The organism is Streptomyces sp. A0958 (genome assembly GCF_004795035.1).
In the GTDB taxonomy this organism is placed as follows: Bacteria; Actinomycetota; Actinomycetes; order Streptomycetales; family Streptomycetaceae; genus Streptomyces.
The window spans coordinates 1-13,547 of the sequence record NZ_SSBK01000022.1 but is presented as its reverse complement, the minus strand read 5'-3'; the positions used below and the strand labels follow the sequence as shown (position 1 = coordinate 13,547).

15 protein-coding genes are annotated in these 13,547 nt (G+C 74.3%); 7 read left to right on the top strand and 8 right to left on the bottom strand.

Annotation, left to right across the window (positions count from 1 at the left end; all coding sequences use genetic code 11):
- Positions 1-36: 36 nt before the first annotated feature.
- Entirely contained in the window at positions 37-1,047 is a 1,011-nt protein-coding gene (locus E6P78_RS21265; protein WP_136205307.1) for an AraC family transcriptional regulator, read from the bottom strand.
- A gap of 224 nt (positions 1,048-1,271) precedes the next feature.
- Between E6P78_RS21265 and E6P78_RS21260 the strand changes: the two genes are divergently transcribed.
- From E6P78_RS21260 to E6P78_RS21250, 3 genes are all read left to right on the top strand, one after another.
- On the top strand, positions 1,272-1,919 hold the full coding sequence (locus E6P78_RS21260) for a class I SAM-dependent methyltransferase (RefSeq protein WP_136205226.1): 648 nt from the start codon (positions 1,272-1,274) through the stop codon (positions 1,917-1,919).
- A gap of 159 nt (positions 1,920-2,078) precedes the next feature.
- A complete protein-coding gene (locus E6P78_RS21255) occupies positions 2,079-3,560 on the top strand; it encodes a rhodanese-like domain-containing protein (RefSeq protein WP_136205225.1) in 1,482 nt (493 codons plus the stop codon).
- Positions 3,557-4,300, top strand: coding sequence for a sulfite exporter TauE/SafE family protein (locus tag E6P78_RS21250; protein ID WP_136205224.1), 744 nt, complete (start codon positions 3,557-3,559; stop codon positions 4,298-4,300). The genes E6P78_RS21255 and E6P78_RS21250 overlap by 4 nt, the downstream gene beginning before the upstream one ends.
- A 47-nt stretch (positions 4,301-4,347) precedes the next feature.
- Here E6P78_RS21250 and E6P78_RS21245 read toward each other — a convergent pair whose 3' ends face one another.
- Complete coding sequence (locus E6P78_RS21245; RefSeq protein WP_136205223.1) at positions 4,348-4,626, bottom strand: metal-sensitive transcriptional regulator; 279 nt, start codon at positions 4,624-4,626, stop codon at positions 4,348-4,350.
- 211 nt (positions 4,627-4,837) lie between these two features.
- Between E6P78_RS21245 and E6P78_RS21240 the strand changes: the two genes are divergently transcribed.
- Positions 4,838-5,293: an SRPBCC family protein gene (locus E6P78_RS21240; RefSeq protein WP_136205222.1), complete on the top strand. Its 456-nt coding sequence runs from the start codon at positions 4,838-4,840 to the stop codon at positions 5,291-5,293.
- Between the two features lie 42 nt (positions 5,294-5,335).
- Complete coding sequence (locus E6P78_RS21235; protein WP_136205221.1) at positions 5,336-6,943, top strand: NAD(P)/FAD-dependent oxidoreductase; 1,608 nt, start codon at positions 5,336-5,338, stop codon at positions 6,941-6,943.
- Between the two features lie 532 nt (positions 6,944-7,475).
- On the opposite strand, the gene E6P78_RS21230 is transcribed toward E6P78_RS21235, so the two are convergent.
- Complete coding sequence (locus E6P78_RS21230) at positions 7,476-8,348, bottom strand: SDR family oxidoreductase (RefSeq protein WP_136205220.1); 873 nt, start codon at positions 8,346-8,348, stop codon at positions 7,476-7,478.
- 270 nt (positions 8,349-8,618) lie between these two features.
- On the opposite strand from E6P78_RS21230, the gene E6P78_RS21225 reads away from it, so the two are divergent.
- Together E6P78_RS21225 and E6P78_RS21220 are read left to right on the top strand one after the other, a co-directional pair.
- Positions 8,619-9,305: a HemK2/MTQ2 family protein methyltransferase gene (locus tag E6P78_RS21225; RefSeq protein WP_136205219.1), complete on the top strand. Its 687-nt coding sequence runs from the start codon at positions 8,619-8,621 to the stop codon at positions 9,303-9,305.
- Positions 9,289-9,510, top strand: coding sequence for a CDGSH iron-sulfur domain-containing protein (locus tag E6P78_RS21220; protein ID WP_136205218.1), 222 nt, complete (start codon positions 9,289-9,291; stop codon positions 9,508-9,510). The genes E6P78_RS21225 and E6P78_RS21220 overlap by 17 nt, the downstream gene beginning before the upstream one ends.
- Before the next feature lie 33 nt (positions 9,511-9,543).
- Here E6P78_RS21220 and E6P78_RS21215 read toward each other — a convergent pair whose 3' ends face one another.
- From E6P78_RS21215 to E6P78_RS21195, 5 genes are read right to left on the bottom strand one after another with little or no spacing between them, the layout of a single operon-like run.
- The gene (locus E6P78_RS21215; RefSeq protein WP_136205217.1) at positions 9,544-10,776 is read right to left on the bottom strand and encodes a cytochrome P450; all 1,233 of its coding nucleotides are present in this window, start codon (positions 10,774-10,776) and stop codon (positions 9,544-9,546) included.
- Between the two features lie 11 nt (positions 10,777-10,787).
- The gene (locus E6P78_RS21210; RefSeq protein ID WP_136205216.1) at positions 10,788-11,999 is read right to left on the bottom strand and encodes a cytochrome P450; all 1,212 of its coding nucleotides are present in this window, start codon (positions 11,997-11,999) and stop codon (positions 10,788-10,790) included.
- Entirely contained in the window at positions 11,996-12,622 is a 627-nt protein-coding gene (locus E6P78_RS21205) for an ATP/GTP-binding protein (protein ID WP_168712669.1), read from the bottom strand. Before E6P78_RS21205 ends, E6P78_RS21210 begins: the two co-directional genes overlap by 4 nt.
- Entirely contained in the window at positions 12,600-12,926 is a 327-nt protein-coding gene (locus E6P78_RS21200; protein WP_168712668.1) for a DUF742 domain-containing protein, read from the bottom strand. Before E6P78_RS21200 ends, E6P78_RS21205 begins: the two co-directional genes overlap by 23 nt.
- Before the next feature lie 23 nt (positions 12,927-12,949).
- Positions 12,950-13,378 (bottom strand): roadblock/LC7 domain-containing protein, encoded by a 429-nt coding sequence (locus E6P78_RS21195; protein ID WP_136205214.1) that lies wholly within the window; start codon positions 13,376-13,378, stop codon positions 12,950-12,952.
- Positions 13,379-13,547 lie beyond the last annotated feature (169 nt).

Below are 13,547 nucleotides of genomic sequence, written 5' to 3'. Positions count from 1 at the left end.
GGGGAAGCCGTGGCGGCCTTCGGGCGGCGCGCCCCCTCAGGACGTACCGCGTGCCCGCCGGCGCACCTCGCTCGGACTCGCACCCCGCCACCGCCGTACGGCGTGACTGAGGCCGGACTGGTCGGCGAAGCCCGCCATCGCCGCCACCTGGCCCAGGGGGAGGTCGGTGGTCGTGATGTACCGCAGCGCGAGGTCCCGCCGTACGTCCTCCAGGATCTCCCCGAACCCGGTCGACTCCGCCGCGAGCCGTCGTTGCAGGGTGCGCGGGTGCATCGCGAGGAGCCGGGCGATGTGGTCGATGGCCGGGGGAGTGATGCCCACGGTCTCGATGAGGGCGCGCCGGGTGTGCGTGGCGACCCGGTCCTCCGGGTCCGTGTGGTGACGGGCCAGATGGTCGACGGCGAGCCGGCGGACGGTCGCGTCGCCGCCGCTGAACTCCCGGTCCAGCAGCCGCCGTTCCACGCGCAGCGCACCGGCCGGGCTCCCGAACCGCACGTCCGCGCCGAAGAAACCGGTGTACCGCGAGACCGGCGACAGCGGCTGATGCGGCAGCTCCACCGACCGCAGCCCGCGCACCCCGCCCACCAGCGCCGCCGCCACCCCGTGGAACAGGCCGATGCCCAGCTCCATGGCCTGCGGGGAGTACGGGGACTCGCGCGGGTCCTTGCGATAGGTCAGCGCCACCACCTCGCGGCGCCCCCTCGGGTCCGGCTCCACACCGATGCTGAGCGCCGGGCTGTGGACGAACAGGAACCGCGACGCGCACTCCAGCGCCTCGGCCACCGTGGACGACGCCTCGATGGCGGGCGCCAGCCGGCCCAGGATGCCGATGTCCTGGGCGCGGGCCAGGCGGAGGCCGAAATCGGGGCAGCGCAGATCGCGGGCCGCCGCGTCGAGCATCGCGTCGTGCCCGGTGATCGGGACCAGCTCGTCGTCGGAGACCAGCGCCCGGAGCGGGACGGCGAACCGCCGGGCGAGCTCGACCGGGTCACCGCCCAGTTCCTCCACGAGGCGTGTGAAGCCGCGCAGGCTGGCTCCCCGGATCATCGCTCCCACGCGGCGATGCTAAGCGCAACGACGGCACCCCCCCAACGGCACCCGCTCGACGGCACCCCCCAACGGCACCCGCTCGACGGCACCCCCCAACGACACCCGCTCGACGGCATCCGCTACGACGCCGAGACGCACGCCCGGCTCGCGACGGACCCGCGGCCGGCCCCGAAAGGAGCGGCCGCGGCGGCCTGTCCGTGCCGGGCACTACTGTCGCCGGCATGGTCGAACACGATGCCCTCCGCACCACCCGCGATGCCTACGACGCCGCTGCGGTCCAGTACGCCCAGCTGTTCACCGACTCGCTGCGCGACAGTCCGCTGGACCGCGCGGTCCTGGGCGCCTTCGCCGAGCTCGTCGGCGCGGCCGGCGGTGGCCGGGTCGCGGATCTCGGCTGCGGGCCCGGCCACGTCACGGCCCACTTGTCCGGGCTCGGCCTCGACGCGTTCGGCGTGGACGCCTCGCCCGCGATGATCGAACTGGCGCGCAGGGCATGGCCGGAGCTGCGGTTCGACGTGGGTGTCATGGCCGCGCTGGACATCGCCGACGGCGCGCTGGGCGGTGTGCTCTCGCGGTGGTCGGTCATTCACACCCCGCCGCTCGAACTCCCGGTCATCCTGGCAGAGTTCCATCGCGTACTGGCACCCGGCGGCCATCTCCTGATCGGGTTCTCCGCGACCGACGGCCCGGCTCACCCCACACAGTCCTTCGATCACGCCGTCGCGCTCGCCTACCGGTGGTCGCCCGATCACCTCGCGGGGTTGCTCCGCGCGCACGGGCTGAGCGAGGTGGCCCGGACGGTCCGCGAGCCCCGGCCCGACGACCGGCGGCAGTTCCAGGAAGTGCATCTGCTCGCCCGCAAGGGCTAGGTGTATTGCCCTGTCCGGCGGGGCGGTGCCCGTACGTCCGTACCGGGGGCACCCGCGGGCTGAGAAATACCCCGGGGGGTACCACTGTTACAGTGAAACGAGATACCCCCCGGGGTAAGCCCGGCGGGAGCACGCAGAGAGCTTTGGAGGGAGTCGACCGTGTTCTTCGTGGACACCCTGGAGACCGAGGGCCTGGGCAATCGCAGCTACCTCGCCGGCGGGAGGACGACGGCCGTCGTCGTCGATCCCCCGCGCGACGTGGATCGGGTCGTCGCCGCGGCGGCCGCCCGGGGCGTGCGGATCGGGTACGTGGTGGAGACCCATGTGCACAACGACTACGTCACCGGCGGCCCGGAACTGGCCCGGCTGACCGGGGCCCAGTACCTGGTGCCCGCCGCGGCCCGGGTCTCCTTCGCGCGGGTGCCCGTAGCGGACGGGGACCGGATCGCCGTCGACACCGGGCTGGGCCTGAAGGCGCTGGCCACCCCCGGGCACACCCCGCACCACACCTCGTACGTACTGGTCGAGGACGGGCGGGAGGTGGCCGCGTTCACCGGCGGCTCGCTGCTCATCGGTACGGTCGGGCGCCCCGACCTCGTCGAGCCGAGACTGACCGAGCAGCTGGCCCGGGCGCAGCACGCCTCCGCCCACCGGCTGGCCGCCGAACTCCCCGACGACGTCCGGGTGCTCCCCACCCACGGCTTCGGAAGCTTCTGCTCCTCCGCGCAGAGCGAGGGCGACGCCACCACCATCGGCGAGGAGCGGACCGGCAACGACGCCCTCACCCAGGACGTCGACACCTTCGTGGCGCGGATGCTCGCCGGGCTGGAGGACGTGCCCGCGTACTACGCGCACATGGCCCCCCTCAACGCCGGCGGGCCGCCGCCGGTGGACCTGACCCCGCCCAGGACCGCCGATGCGGAGGAGATCGCGCAGCGCCTGGCCGCCGGCGAGTGGGTGGTCGACCTGCGCAGCCGTACCGCGTTCGCCGAGGGGCATGTGGCCGGGACGTTCAACTTCGAGGGCGAGGGCAAGCTCGCCACGTATCTGGCCTGGCTGATTCCGTGGGGCAAGCCGCTGACCCTGCTCGCCGCGTCCGCCGAACAGCTGGCGCGGGCCCAGCGGGAGCTGGTACGGGTCGGCATCGACCGGCCGGCCGCCGCCGCCACGGGCGGGCCGGACTCCTGGCTGCGGGCGGGCGACGGGCTGCGGTCCTTCCCCCGTACCGACTTCGCCGCCCTGAAGCGGGCCCGCGAGCGCGGCGAGGACGTCGTGGTGCTGGACGTGCGCCGCGACTCCGAGCGCGCCGGCGGGTACGTGCGGGGCTCGGTGCACATACCCGTGCACGAACTGCACGAGCGCTCCGGAGAGGTGCCGGCCGGAGTGGTGTGGGTCCACTGTGCCGGCGGGATGCGCGCGGCGATCGCGGCGTCCCTGCTCGACGCGGAGGGCCGGCGGGTCGTCGCCGTCGACGACGGCTTCGAGGCCGCCCGGCGCGCGGCCCTGACCGTGAGCGAAGGCGACGCGGACGACGTACCCGGAACCGGAACCGACGGTGACGGCGGCGCCGATCCGGGTACCGACGGCGGCACTGGCACCACCGGCACCGCCGGCACCGGCAGGGGCGGTTCGGCGGCGTGAGTGTGCTGATCCTGGCCCTGGCCTCCGGGGCCGTGGTCGGGCTGGCACTCGGCGCGCTGGGCGGGGGCGGCAGCGTCCTGGCCATCCCGGCCCTGATCTACCTGCTCGGCCTCACCCCGGCCGCGGCGACCACCGCGAGCCTGTTCATCGTCACCGCCACCTCCGCGACCGCCCTGTACGCCCACGCCCGCGCCGGGCGCGTCCGCTGGAAGCCCGGGGCGGCGTTCGCCGCGGCGGGCGTCGTCCCGGCGGCGGCGGCCGGACTGGCCGCCACCCGCCTCCCGGACGCGGTACTCACGTCGGCGTTCGCCGCCCTCGCCGCCCTCGCCGCGGTGAAGATGCTGCGCCCCGCCGCCCAGCGGGAGCGGGGCGAGGTGCGGCCGCTGCGGGCCGGGGGAGCCGGGGCGGGGCTCGGGGCGGTGACCGGGCTGCTTGGGGTGGGCGGCGGATTCCTGGCCGTTCCCGCCCTGGTGACCGTCCTGGCCTTCGAGATGCAGGCCGCCGTCGGCACCAGCCTGCTGGTCATCACGGTCAACTCGCTGACCTCCCTGGTCACCCGCTCCGGTGGTGCGGCGGGCATGGACTGGGCGGTGACGGCGCCGTTCACGGGCGCCGCGATCCTCGGGGCGTGGGACGGCAAACGGCTGGCGGAGCGGGTGTCAGGCCGCGGGCTGCAGCGGCTGTTCGCCCTCGTGCTCCTCGCGGTCGCCGCGTTCATGCTCGGCGACGCCCTCATATGACGGCCGCGGTCAGGTCAGACGGCCGCGGTCAGGACAGAGAGCCGCGGTCAGGCCAGGGAGAGGAACAGCTTCTCCAGGCGGGCCCGCATCTGGTTCCGGTCCGCCTCCGGCTGCTCGCCGTCGGCCATGCAATGCTGCAGGCCCGTCGCGATGATGGCGAAACCGGCCCGGTCCAGGGCGCGGGAGACCGCGGCCAGTTGCGTGATCACGTCCTCGCAGTCCCGGCCCTCCTCGATCATCTTGATGATCCCGGCGATCTGGCCCTGCGCCCGCTTCAGCCGGTTGAGCACCGACTTCAGCTCGTCGGCCGCCATGTCCAGCTCCACGGTTCCTCCCTCGTCATACCCCTAGGGGTATATCGTACCGCGTTCGAGGCCCTACGAGTCTGTCACCCGGCGCGTCCCCGTACGGAGTACACCCGCTTGTGGGGCGCCGTGCGCGGGGTGAAGGTGGCGGTGGCCGATGGCGTGGTCTCAGCCGTCGTCATCCCCTGACGGCCGGTCCTGATCAACCCGCCCGACGAGAGCTGGAGGACCGATGGCCGTACGGCACCACTTGATCGAACGCCCCGTTGAGGACGTCTGGAAGGTCTTCGCGGACGGCTGGCTCTACAGCGACTGGGTGGTGGGGACCTCGGGCTCGCGTCCCCGGCAGGGCACGTGGCCGGAGGTCGGCTCCAGCATCACGTACACCCTCGGGCTGGGGCGGTGGTCCATGGAGGGAACCACCTTCGTCCGGCGCTGCGAGGCCCCGCACGTGCTGGAACTGGAGGCCGACAGCGGGTGGGTCGGCACCGCCCGGATCGCCCTGGAGGTGCGGCAGTGGGGCGAGAACGCCCTGGTCACCCTGGACGAACACCCCTTGCGCGGCCCGGCCGGAAGGTTCCACAACACCGCCGTGGACGCGCTGATCCAGTTGCGCCACCGCAGCGTGCTCGCCCGGCTGGCGAAGACCGTCGAGGAGTCCCCGAAGGGCACGCGCCAGGCGGTCTGACCGCGCCGGTCACCCTTCGGCCGCGAAGAGATGGAGGCATCGATGCCGGACGCGGTGGTCATCGGCGCAGGCCCCAACGGCCTCGTCGCGGCGAACCTGCTTGCCGCGGCGGGGTGGAGCGTGGAGGTCCTGGAGGCCCAGCCGGAGCCCGGCGGTGCGGTCCGCAGCGACCGCGGTGTGCACCCCGACTACGTCAACGACCTGTTCAGCTCCTTCTACCCGCTCGCGGCGGCCTCGCCGGTCCTCGGCGGCCTCGACCTCCAGGAGGAGGGGCTGCGCTGGTCCCGCGCCCCCCGCGTCCTGGCGCACCCGCTGCCGGACGGCCGGTGCGCGGTCCTCGAAGGCCGGGCGCGGGACACGGCGGCGGGTCTCGACGCGTTCGCCGAGGGCGACGGGGCGGCCTGGCTGGAACTGTGCGCCACCTGGGACCGGGTGCGGCGCGACCTGCTGGGCGCCCTGTTCACCCCGTTCCCGCCGGTGCGCTCCGCCGCCCGCCTCGCCGCCCGGCTCCGGGTGGCCGACGGCCTGCGGCTGGCGCGGACCCTGCTGCTGCCCGTGCGCCGCCTGGGCGAGGAACGGTTCGGCGGCGAGGCGGCCAGGCTCCTGCTCGCCGGCAGCGCGCTGCACGCCGACCTCGGCCCCGAAGCGGCGGGCAGCGGCGGCTTCGGCTGGCTGATGTCCATGCTCGGCCAGACCTACGGGTTCCCGGTGCCGGTCGGGGGTGCCGGAGCCCTCACGGCGGCGCTGGTGCGCCGGCTGGAGCGGCACGGCGGCGTCGTCCGCTGCGGTGAGCGCGTGACCGAGATCGTCGTACGCGGCGGACGCGCCGTCGGCGTACGCACCGCGAAGGGCGAGGCCGTCCCCGCGTCCCGCGCCGTGCTCGCCGATGTGTCCGCGCCGGCGCTCTACGGCGGACTGGTCGACGCCCGGCACCTGCCCGACCGGCTGCTGAGCGACCTGCGCCGCTTCCAGTGGGACTTCGCTACGTTCAAGGTCGACTGGGCGCTGAACGGCCCGGTGCCGTGGACCGCGGGCGCGGCGACCACGGCGGGCACCGTGCACCTGGCCGAGGGCGTCGACGGCCTCACCCGGTTCGCGGCGCAGATCGCCATGGGGCAAGTGCCCGACCGCCCGTTCCTCCTCTTCGGCCAGATGACCACCGCCGACGCCACGCGCTCACCGGCCGGCACCGAAGCCGCGTGGGCGTACACCCATGTCCCGCACCGCATCAAGGGCGACGCGGGGGAGGGCGGCCTGACCGGGCGGTGGGACCGGGGCGAGCAGGAAGCCATGGCCGACCGCATGGAGAGGGAGGTCGAGCGCTGGGCTCCCGGCTTCCGCTCCCGCATCACCGCCCGTCGCGTCCTGGCGCCCCCCACCATCGAATCCATGGACGCCAACCTGCCCGACGGTGCGATCAACGGCGGTACCGCGGCCGCGCATCAGCAACTGGTGTTCCGCCCGACGCCGGGCACCGGCAGGCCGGAAACCCCGGTGAAGGGGCTGTACCTCGCCTCCGCCTCCGCGCACCCGGGCGGCGGAGTGCACGGCGCCCCCGGCGCCAACGCCGCCCGCGCCGCGCTGCGCCGGGGCGCCATCGCGCGCACCTTGCGCCCGGACCCCAGCCCGTCGCCCGGACGGGGGCGCTGAGGCGGGCCGGACCTCAGGCCCTTGCCCGGACGGGGGCGCTGACGCGGCCGGACCGCAGGCCCTTGCCCGGACGGGGGCGCTGAGGCGGGCCGGACCTCAGGCCCTTGCCCGGACGGGGGCGCTGGCACGCCCGAACCCCGGCCCTTGCCCGGACGCGGGCGCTGAGGCGGCCGGACCCCAGGCCCTTGCCCGGACGGGGGCGCTGAGGCGGGCCGGACCGCAGGCCCTCGCACGGACGGGAGCGCTGACGCGGCCCGGACCGCAGGCCCTTGCCCGGACGGGGGCGCTGAGGCGGGCCGGACCTCAGGCCCTTGCCCGGACGGGGGTGCTGGCACGCCCGAACCCCGGCCCCTTGCCCGGACGGGGGCGCTGAGGCGGGCCGGACCGCAGGCCCTTGCCCGGACGGAAGCGCTGACGCGGGCCGGACCGCAGACCCTGGCCCGGACGGAAGCGCCGACGAGGGCCGGACTCCCGCCCTCGCACGGACGGCACGCTGAGGCGGCCGCGCCCTCGCCCTCCGCCGCCGGGCCGGTCAGGGCCTCCGCGCCGGCTTCTGCGCCGCCCGGCCGCCGGCGCCGAGCAGGCCCGTGGCCGTGAACTGCGAGCGCGTCAGCTCCTTGCGGGTCGCCAGGGAGACCACCCCCGGCAGCGCGGCCCGTACCGCCTGCACGCCGCGCAGCCACCCCGGGACGTACACCGACGGGGAACGCCGCTCGATCGCGGCCACCAGGCGTCGGGCCGCATGAGGGGCGGGGCAGGTCCTACGGGCCGGTGGCGGCATGTGTGCCCGGAGCTCGCGGAGCACCGGGTACTGGTCGGCGTCGCGGATCATGTCGGTGTCGATCCAGTTCAGGTACGCGATGCCCACGCTGACGCCGCGCGGGGCGAGCTCCGCCCGCAGGGAGTGGGAAAGGGCCTCCACGCCCGCCTTGGAGGCGCAGTACGCGCTCATCATCGGCGCGGCCCCGATGGAGGCCAGCGAAGCGACCTGGAGGTAGTGCCCCCGGGTGTCCAGGAGCTGCGGCAGGAACACCCGCGCGGTGACCGCGCTGCCGACGAGGTTGACCTCGATCACGCGCCGCCAGCTCGCCGGGTCGGATTCGGTGAACGGGCCGCCCTCGGCCACGCCCGCGTTGGCGACGACGACCGACACGGGGCCGAGAGTGCGGCGTACCTCCTCGGCGGCGCGGGCCATCGCCCCGTCGTCGGTGACGTCGACGTGCCAGTGGGCGGACGGCGTGGGGAGCGTGGCGGCCACCCGGGCGAGCGCGTCCTCCTCCAGGCCGAGCAGGGCCACGCGCACGCCCCGGGCGGCCAGCTCCCGGGCCACGGCCTCTCCGAGGCCGCGCGCCCCGCCGGTCACCACGGCCGTGCGGCCGTTCAGCAGCTGCTTCCGGTCAGTCACGGGACTCCTTCGCGGTGCGGGAGGGCCAGGGGCCGCCCTCGTACCGGTCATGGTCACCCGCGGGGGCCGGATGTGCGCGCCGGGAGCGCCCGCCGCCCGCCCGGGGCATGCGGTGGAGGACCCGGGGCAGGAGGCGGGGGACCGCCGTTCGAGTCGCGGCGGGCGGTGGGTCCGTTCACTCTGGACGGGGTGAGCACGCGCCGGTGAGGAGCGAGGACCCGCCTGCCCCGTACGTGTCCGTACGCGTTCGTACCCTCATGGAGGATTCGGATGACGACAGCCGCAGCACCGCCCGTCGACCTGGGAAGGCTGTGGACCCTGCCCGGGGTCTACGCACCGCAGGCCGACACCTACCTGCTGGCGCAGGCACTGCACGCCGAAGGGCTCACCCCGGACATGGACGTCCTCGACGTCTGTACCGGAAGCGGCGCCCTCGCCCTGCAGGCCGCGCGGAAGGGGGCCCGGGTCTGTGCGATCGACATCTCGCTGCGCGCCGTGATGACGGCCCGCATGAACGCCGCCCGCGCCGGACACCGCGTCCGGGTACTGCGCGGCGACCTCACCGGACCCGTCGCCGCGCAGAGCTTCGACGTGGTGGTGAGCAACCCGCCGTACGTGCCGACGCCCCACGCACGCCGCTCCCGCAGCCACGGCCCCCAGGTCGCCTGGGACGCCGGACTGTGCGGACGCCAGGCCCTGGACCGCATCTGCGCCCACGCCCCCGGCCTGCTCCGGCCGAACGGCGTACTGCTCCTCGTCCACTCGGGCCTGTGCGATGTCGAGGAGACGCTGGCACGGCTCACCGCGAACGGCCTGCGCTCCACGGTGACGAGCCGCGCCCTCGTACCGTTCGGGCCGGTCATGACCCAGCGGCTGCCCTGGCTCCGCGCACAGGGGCTGATCGGGGCCGACGAGGACGCGGAGGAACTGGTGGTCGTCCGTGCCGAACGAAGCTGACCGTCCCCGGCGCCTGACCGTCGAACGCAACGGCCCGGTGCTCGTCGAAGGGCCCGTCGAGATCGTCCGGGAGGACGGCACGATCGCCACGTCCGACCGGTTCGTCGTCGCCGTCTGCACCTGCCGCCGCAGCCGGATGTACCCCTGGTGCGACACCAGCCACCGGCGACACACGAAGCCCCCGGGCGCCGCCCCGCCCGACTGACCGGAGGCAGCCGCGGCGGGGCGGGGCGTCCGGTCAGCCGGCGGACGGGCGGAGGCGGACCGGGAGGGCCTGGTGGCCGTTGCTGATCAGGGAGGGGAGGGGGAGCAGGTCGGCGGCGGGGACGGCGAGTTCGATGTCGGGGAAGCGTTCGAAGAGCTGCTGGAGGGCGGTGGCGACCTCCAGGCGGGCGAGCGGGGCGCCGAGGCAGAAGTGGACGCCGTGGCCGAAGGCCAGGTGGTCCTTGGCGGGGCGGGTGAGGTCGAAGTCGTCGGCGGTGGCGCCGTGCCAGTCGGGGTGGCGGTTGGCGGCGGCGTAGGAGGCGAGGATCGCCTCGCCCTTGGCGATCGTCTGTCCGTCCGGCAGGGGTATGTCGGAGAGCGCGTAGCGCAGGGGGATGTGCTTGACGGCGGGCTCGTGGCGCAGGGTCTCCTCGACCACGTCGTTCCAGTCGGCGCGGCCGGCGCGCAGGTGGGCGAGCTGCTCGGGGCGGGTCAGCAGGGCCGTGATGGCCTGGTCGATCACGTTGACGGTGGTGTCGTAACCGGCGGAGATCATCAGGAGCAGGGTGTCGCGCAGTTCCTCGTCGGTGAGGCTGCCGCCGTCGCCCTCCTCGTCGCGGGTGGCGAGCAGGAGGGAGGTCATGTCGTCGCCGGGCTGGGCGCGCTTGGAGGCGATGAGCTGGTTGAGCGCCTCGTACAGACCGGCCGTGTTGGCGGTGGCCTGCTCGACGGTGAGGGTGGTGTCGAAGACGCCGTCGACGACGGAGCGGAAGCCGTCGAGCTGGTCGTCCGGGACGCCCATGAGGCGGCCGATCACCGCTATCGGCAGCGGGTAGGCGAGGTGCGTGCGCAGGTCGACCGGCTCCCCGGCCGGCTGCGGTTCGAGGCCGTCGAGGAGTTCGGAGACGACCTTCTCGACGGAGATGCGCAGGTCCTGGATGCGGCGGGCACTGAACGCCGGGGCTATCATCCGGCGCAGCCGGCGGTGGTCGCCACCGTACGCGGTGAACATGTTGTTCACGGCGACCCACAGGGCGAGCGGCCAGGTGGCCACCGTCTCGGCGAAGGCCGGCCAGTGGGCGCGGGCGTCCTTGGAGACCTGCGAGCTGGTCAGGAGCTCCTTGAGGAGGGCCGGGTCGGTGACGGACCAGGCGGTCACCCCGAGGACGTCCACGCGGGTGGCGGGGCCGCGTTCGCGCAGCGTCCGGTACTCGGCGTGGCGGTCGGCACCGGCGGGGTCAAGGACGAGGATCGACTGCTCGGGCATGGTGGCTTCCTTCAGTGGGAGGCGGTGAAGACGATGGGAAGGGATTCCAGCGCGCGGTGGAAGGGGCCCGGCCGCCAGCGCAGTTCGGCGGCCGGGACGGCGAGGTCCATCTCGGGCAGGGCGTCGAGCAGATAGGTGACCGCGGTCTCCGCGATGAGGTACGCGTGGGACCGGGCCGGGCAACTGTGCGGGCCGATGCTCCAGGCCAGGTGGGCGCGGTTGCCCGCGATGCCGCCTGCGGCCTGCGCGATCTGCGGGTCGTTGTTGCAGGCGGACATGGAGATGACGACCGGCTGGTGGGCCGGGAGCACCACACCGTCGATGTCCGCCGGGTACGGCGGATAGGTGACGCAGTAGTTCGCGAGCGGCGGGTCCGTGTACAGGACGGTGTCGAGCGCGTCCCGCACGGTGGAGTGCCCCGCGTGCAGCCCGGCGGAGAACTCCTCGTCGGTGAGGATCTTCAGCTGGGTGTTGGCGATGAGGTTGGTCAGCGGCTCGATCCCGGCGCCGTACAGCGTGACCAGCTGGTGCCCCATCTCCTCGTCCGTCAGCTGCGCCGGGTGGGAGAGGAGCCGGGAGGTGATGTCGTCGGCGGGGTGGCGCTGGCGCAGGGCCACGAGGTCGACGACGGCCTGGCCGAGGATCTCGTTGCCGCGCTGGGCGTCGGTGGCCTCGAAGATGCGCGACATCCCGTCGGCGATGCGCGCCCCGATCTCGTCCGGGCAGCCGAGCAGGGAGCTCAGGATGCGGAAGGCGATCGGCCAGGCGTACTGGGTGAGCAGATCGGCGCTGCCCGCGTTGATGAAGTCCCCGATGGCGCTCTCCGCCAGCTTCTCCACCCGGGCCCGCAGCTCGTGCTGGTCGACGGCGTCGATGGCGGTGGTGTTGGCGGCCCGGTAGCGGGCGTGCGCGGTGCCGCCGCTGCGCAGGGCGTTGGGCCGCCACTCCATCATCGGCCGCACCGGGCAGGTGGCCGGTACCTGCTCCTGCCAGACACGAGGGTCGTGCGGGAAGTAGAGCGGGTCGTTGAGGATGCGCCGGGCCTGGAAGTAGCCGATCACCAGCGTGGCCGGCACGCCCGGGGACAGTTCGACGGGCACCAGGGGTCCGTACGTCGCCCGCATCCGCTCGTACGCGGCGTGCGGGTCGGCGGCGAACCCGGGGTCGTACAGGGCGACCCGGCCCGCCGGGGCCGGTGGCGCGGTGCTGCTGGGCGAGGTCATGGCGTGGGCTCCAGGGAGAGGGCCGCGCGGTGCGAGGCGAGGTATTCCGTGAGCGTGATCAGGGCGTACACGCAGGAGGTACGGTCCCGCGCGTCGCAGGTGGTCAGCGGCGTCGTCGGGTCCAGGGCAAGGGCCTCGCGGATCTCGGCGAGGCCGTATTCGGGGGCGCCGGGGAAGACGTTGATCGCGACCGCGTACGGGATGCCCTGGTCCTCCAGCAGCCCCAGCGCCTCGTGGCTCGCGTCCAGGTTCCGGGTGTCGGCCAGGACCAGGCAGCCCAGCGCCCCGTGGGCCAGGTCCTCCCACAGGGGCTGGAAGCGGACCTGCCCGGGCAGCCCGAACAGGTACAGGGCGAGGGCGCCGCCGGCCAGGTGGATACGGCCGAAGTCCATGCCCACGGTCGTCGTCGTCTTGTTCGGCGCACCGCGCAGATCGTCGATCCCGACGCTGTCCTGGGTGATCGGCTCCTCCATCCGCAGCGGCCTGACCTCCGAGACGCTGCCGATGAAAGTCGTCTTGCCGACGCCGAAACCGCCGGCGATCACGATCTTGGCGGACTGGGTCACCGTGGACGGCACGTACGAGACGCCGTTCGGTGAGTCAGACCAGTTCTCGCAGTCCATCAAGCACCTTCTGCAGGAGGTCGTTTTGCGGCTGATCATCGGCGGCCGCGGCCGGGCTGGCCAGATGGCCGCTGTCCATGAGGGAGGACACGATGATCCGGACGGTGGAGGGCGGCAGTTGCAGCGCGGCGGCGATGTCGGCGACGGCGAGACCGCCCCGGCCCACCGCGAACAGGCTCATCACCCGCCGCGCGTCGGGCCCCAGCTCGCCGGCCGGGCCCGAGGCGGCGACGACCACGCTCTCCAGGCGCACGTCCCGGTCCGGGCGGACCCGCCCGCCCGTGCGGACGTAGGGCCTGACCATGTCCGGATCGTGCCGTGGCCCGCTCATGCGGTGGGGCCGCCGTCCGGCTGGAGGACCGGTGTGCGTTCCTTCGTACCGAGCTGCTCGCCGAGGCGGACGACGAGCAGGGCCATGTGGTGGCTGATCAGGCCGACGTCGGCGTGCGGTCCCGTCGTGACCACCGAGAGCATCGTGTGCTGCCCGGCCGCGGTCGTCAGCCCGATCGTGGACACCGACTCGATCAGCTGCTGGCGCACGCCCTGCCCGCCGGTGAACTCGTCCCACGCGCGGCCCGAGGCCCGCAGCGAGGCGGTCAGGGCGGCCAGCTTCTCGCCGTCCTCCTGGCTGATGGTGCGGGTCCGGGCCTTGAGCAGACCGTCGCCGCTCATCAGCACGGCGTACCGGACGCCGTCCACCGATCCGAGCTGCTCGTCCAGCAGCCAGCCCAAGGTGTTCGCGTGCGTGTCCGACATGATCAACGTCCTTCGTCCGTACGAGGGGTGTTCTGGTTGTCCCGGCTGCGGCGGCTGCCCGCCATCCACGCGGCGGCCACCGCGGGCCGGCCCGGCTCCACCACCGGCTCGGGCCCCGGCCGGGCCGCGGCGGGCCGGCCACCGCGCCGGCGGACGGTGAGCCCGCTGG

Bases quoted from the DNA above. Each gene is read 5' to 3' on its own strand.
- E6P78_RS21225 (WP_136205219.1), top strand. From the start codon at position 8,619: ATGACGACAGCCGCAGCACCGCCCGTCGACCTGGGAAGGCTGTGGACC.
- E6P78_RS21200 (WP_168712668.1), bottom strand. From the start codon at position 12,926: ATGGTCAGGCCCTACGTCCGCACGGGCGGGCGGGTCCGCCCGGACCGG.
- E6P78_RS21235 (WP_136205221.1), top strand. From the start codon at position 5,336: ATGCCGGACGCGGTGGTCATCGGCGCAGGCCCCAACGGCCTCGTCGCG.
- E6P78_RS21195 (WP_136205214.1), bottom strand. From the start codon at position 13,378: ATGTCGGACACGCACGCGAACACCTTGGGCTGGCTGCTGGACGAGCAG.
- E6P78_RS21205 (WP_168712669.1), bottom strand. From the start codon at position 12,622: ATGGACTGCGAGAACTGGTCTGACTCACCGAACGGCGTCTCGTACGTG.
- E6P78_RS21260 (WP_136205226.1), top strand. From the start codon at position 1,272: ATGGTCGAACACGATGCCCTCCGCACCACCCGCGATGCCTACGACGCC.
- E6P78_RS21265 (WP_136205307.1), bottom strand. From the start codon at position 1,047: ATGATCCGGGGAGCCAGCCTGCGCGGCTTCACACGCCTCGTGGAGGAA.
- E6P78_RS21240 (WP_136205222.1), top strand. From the start codon at position 4,838: ATGGCCGTACGGCACCACTTGATCGAACGCCCCGTTGAGGACGTCTGG.
- E6P78_RS21210 (WP_136205216.1), bottom strand. From the start codon at position 11,999: ATGACCTCGCCCAGCAGCACCGCGCCACCGGCCCCGGCGGGCCGGGTC.
- E6P78_RS21215 (WP_136205217.1), bottom strand. From the start codon at position 10,776: ATGCCCGAGCAGTCGATCCTCGTCCTTGACCCCGCCGGTGCCGACCGC.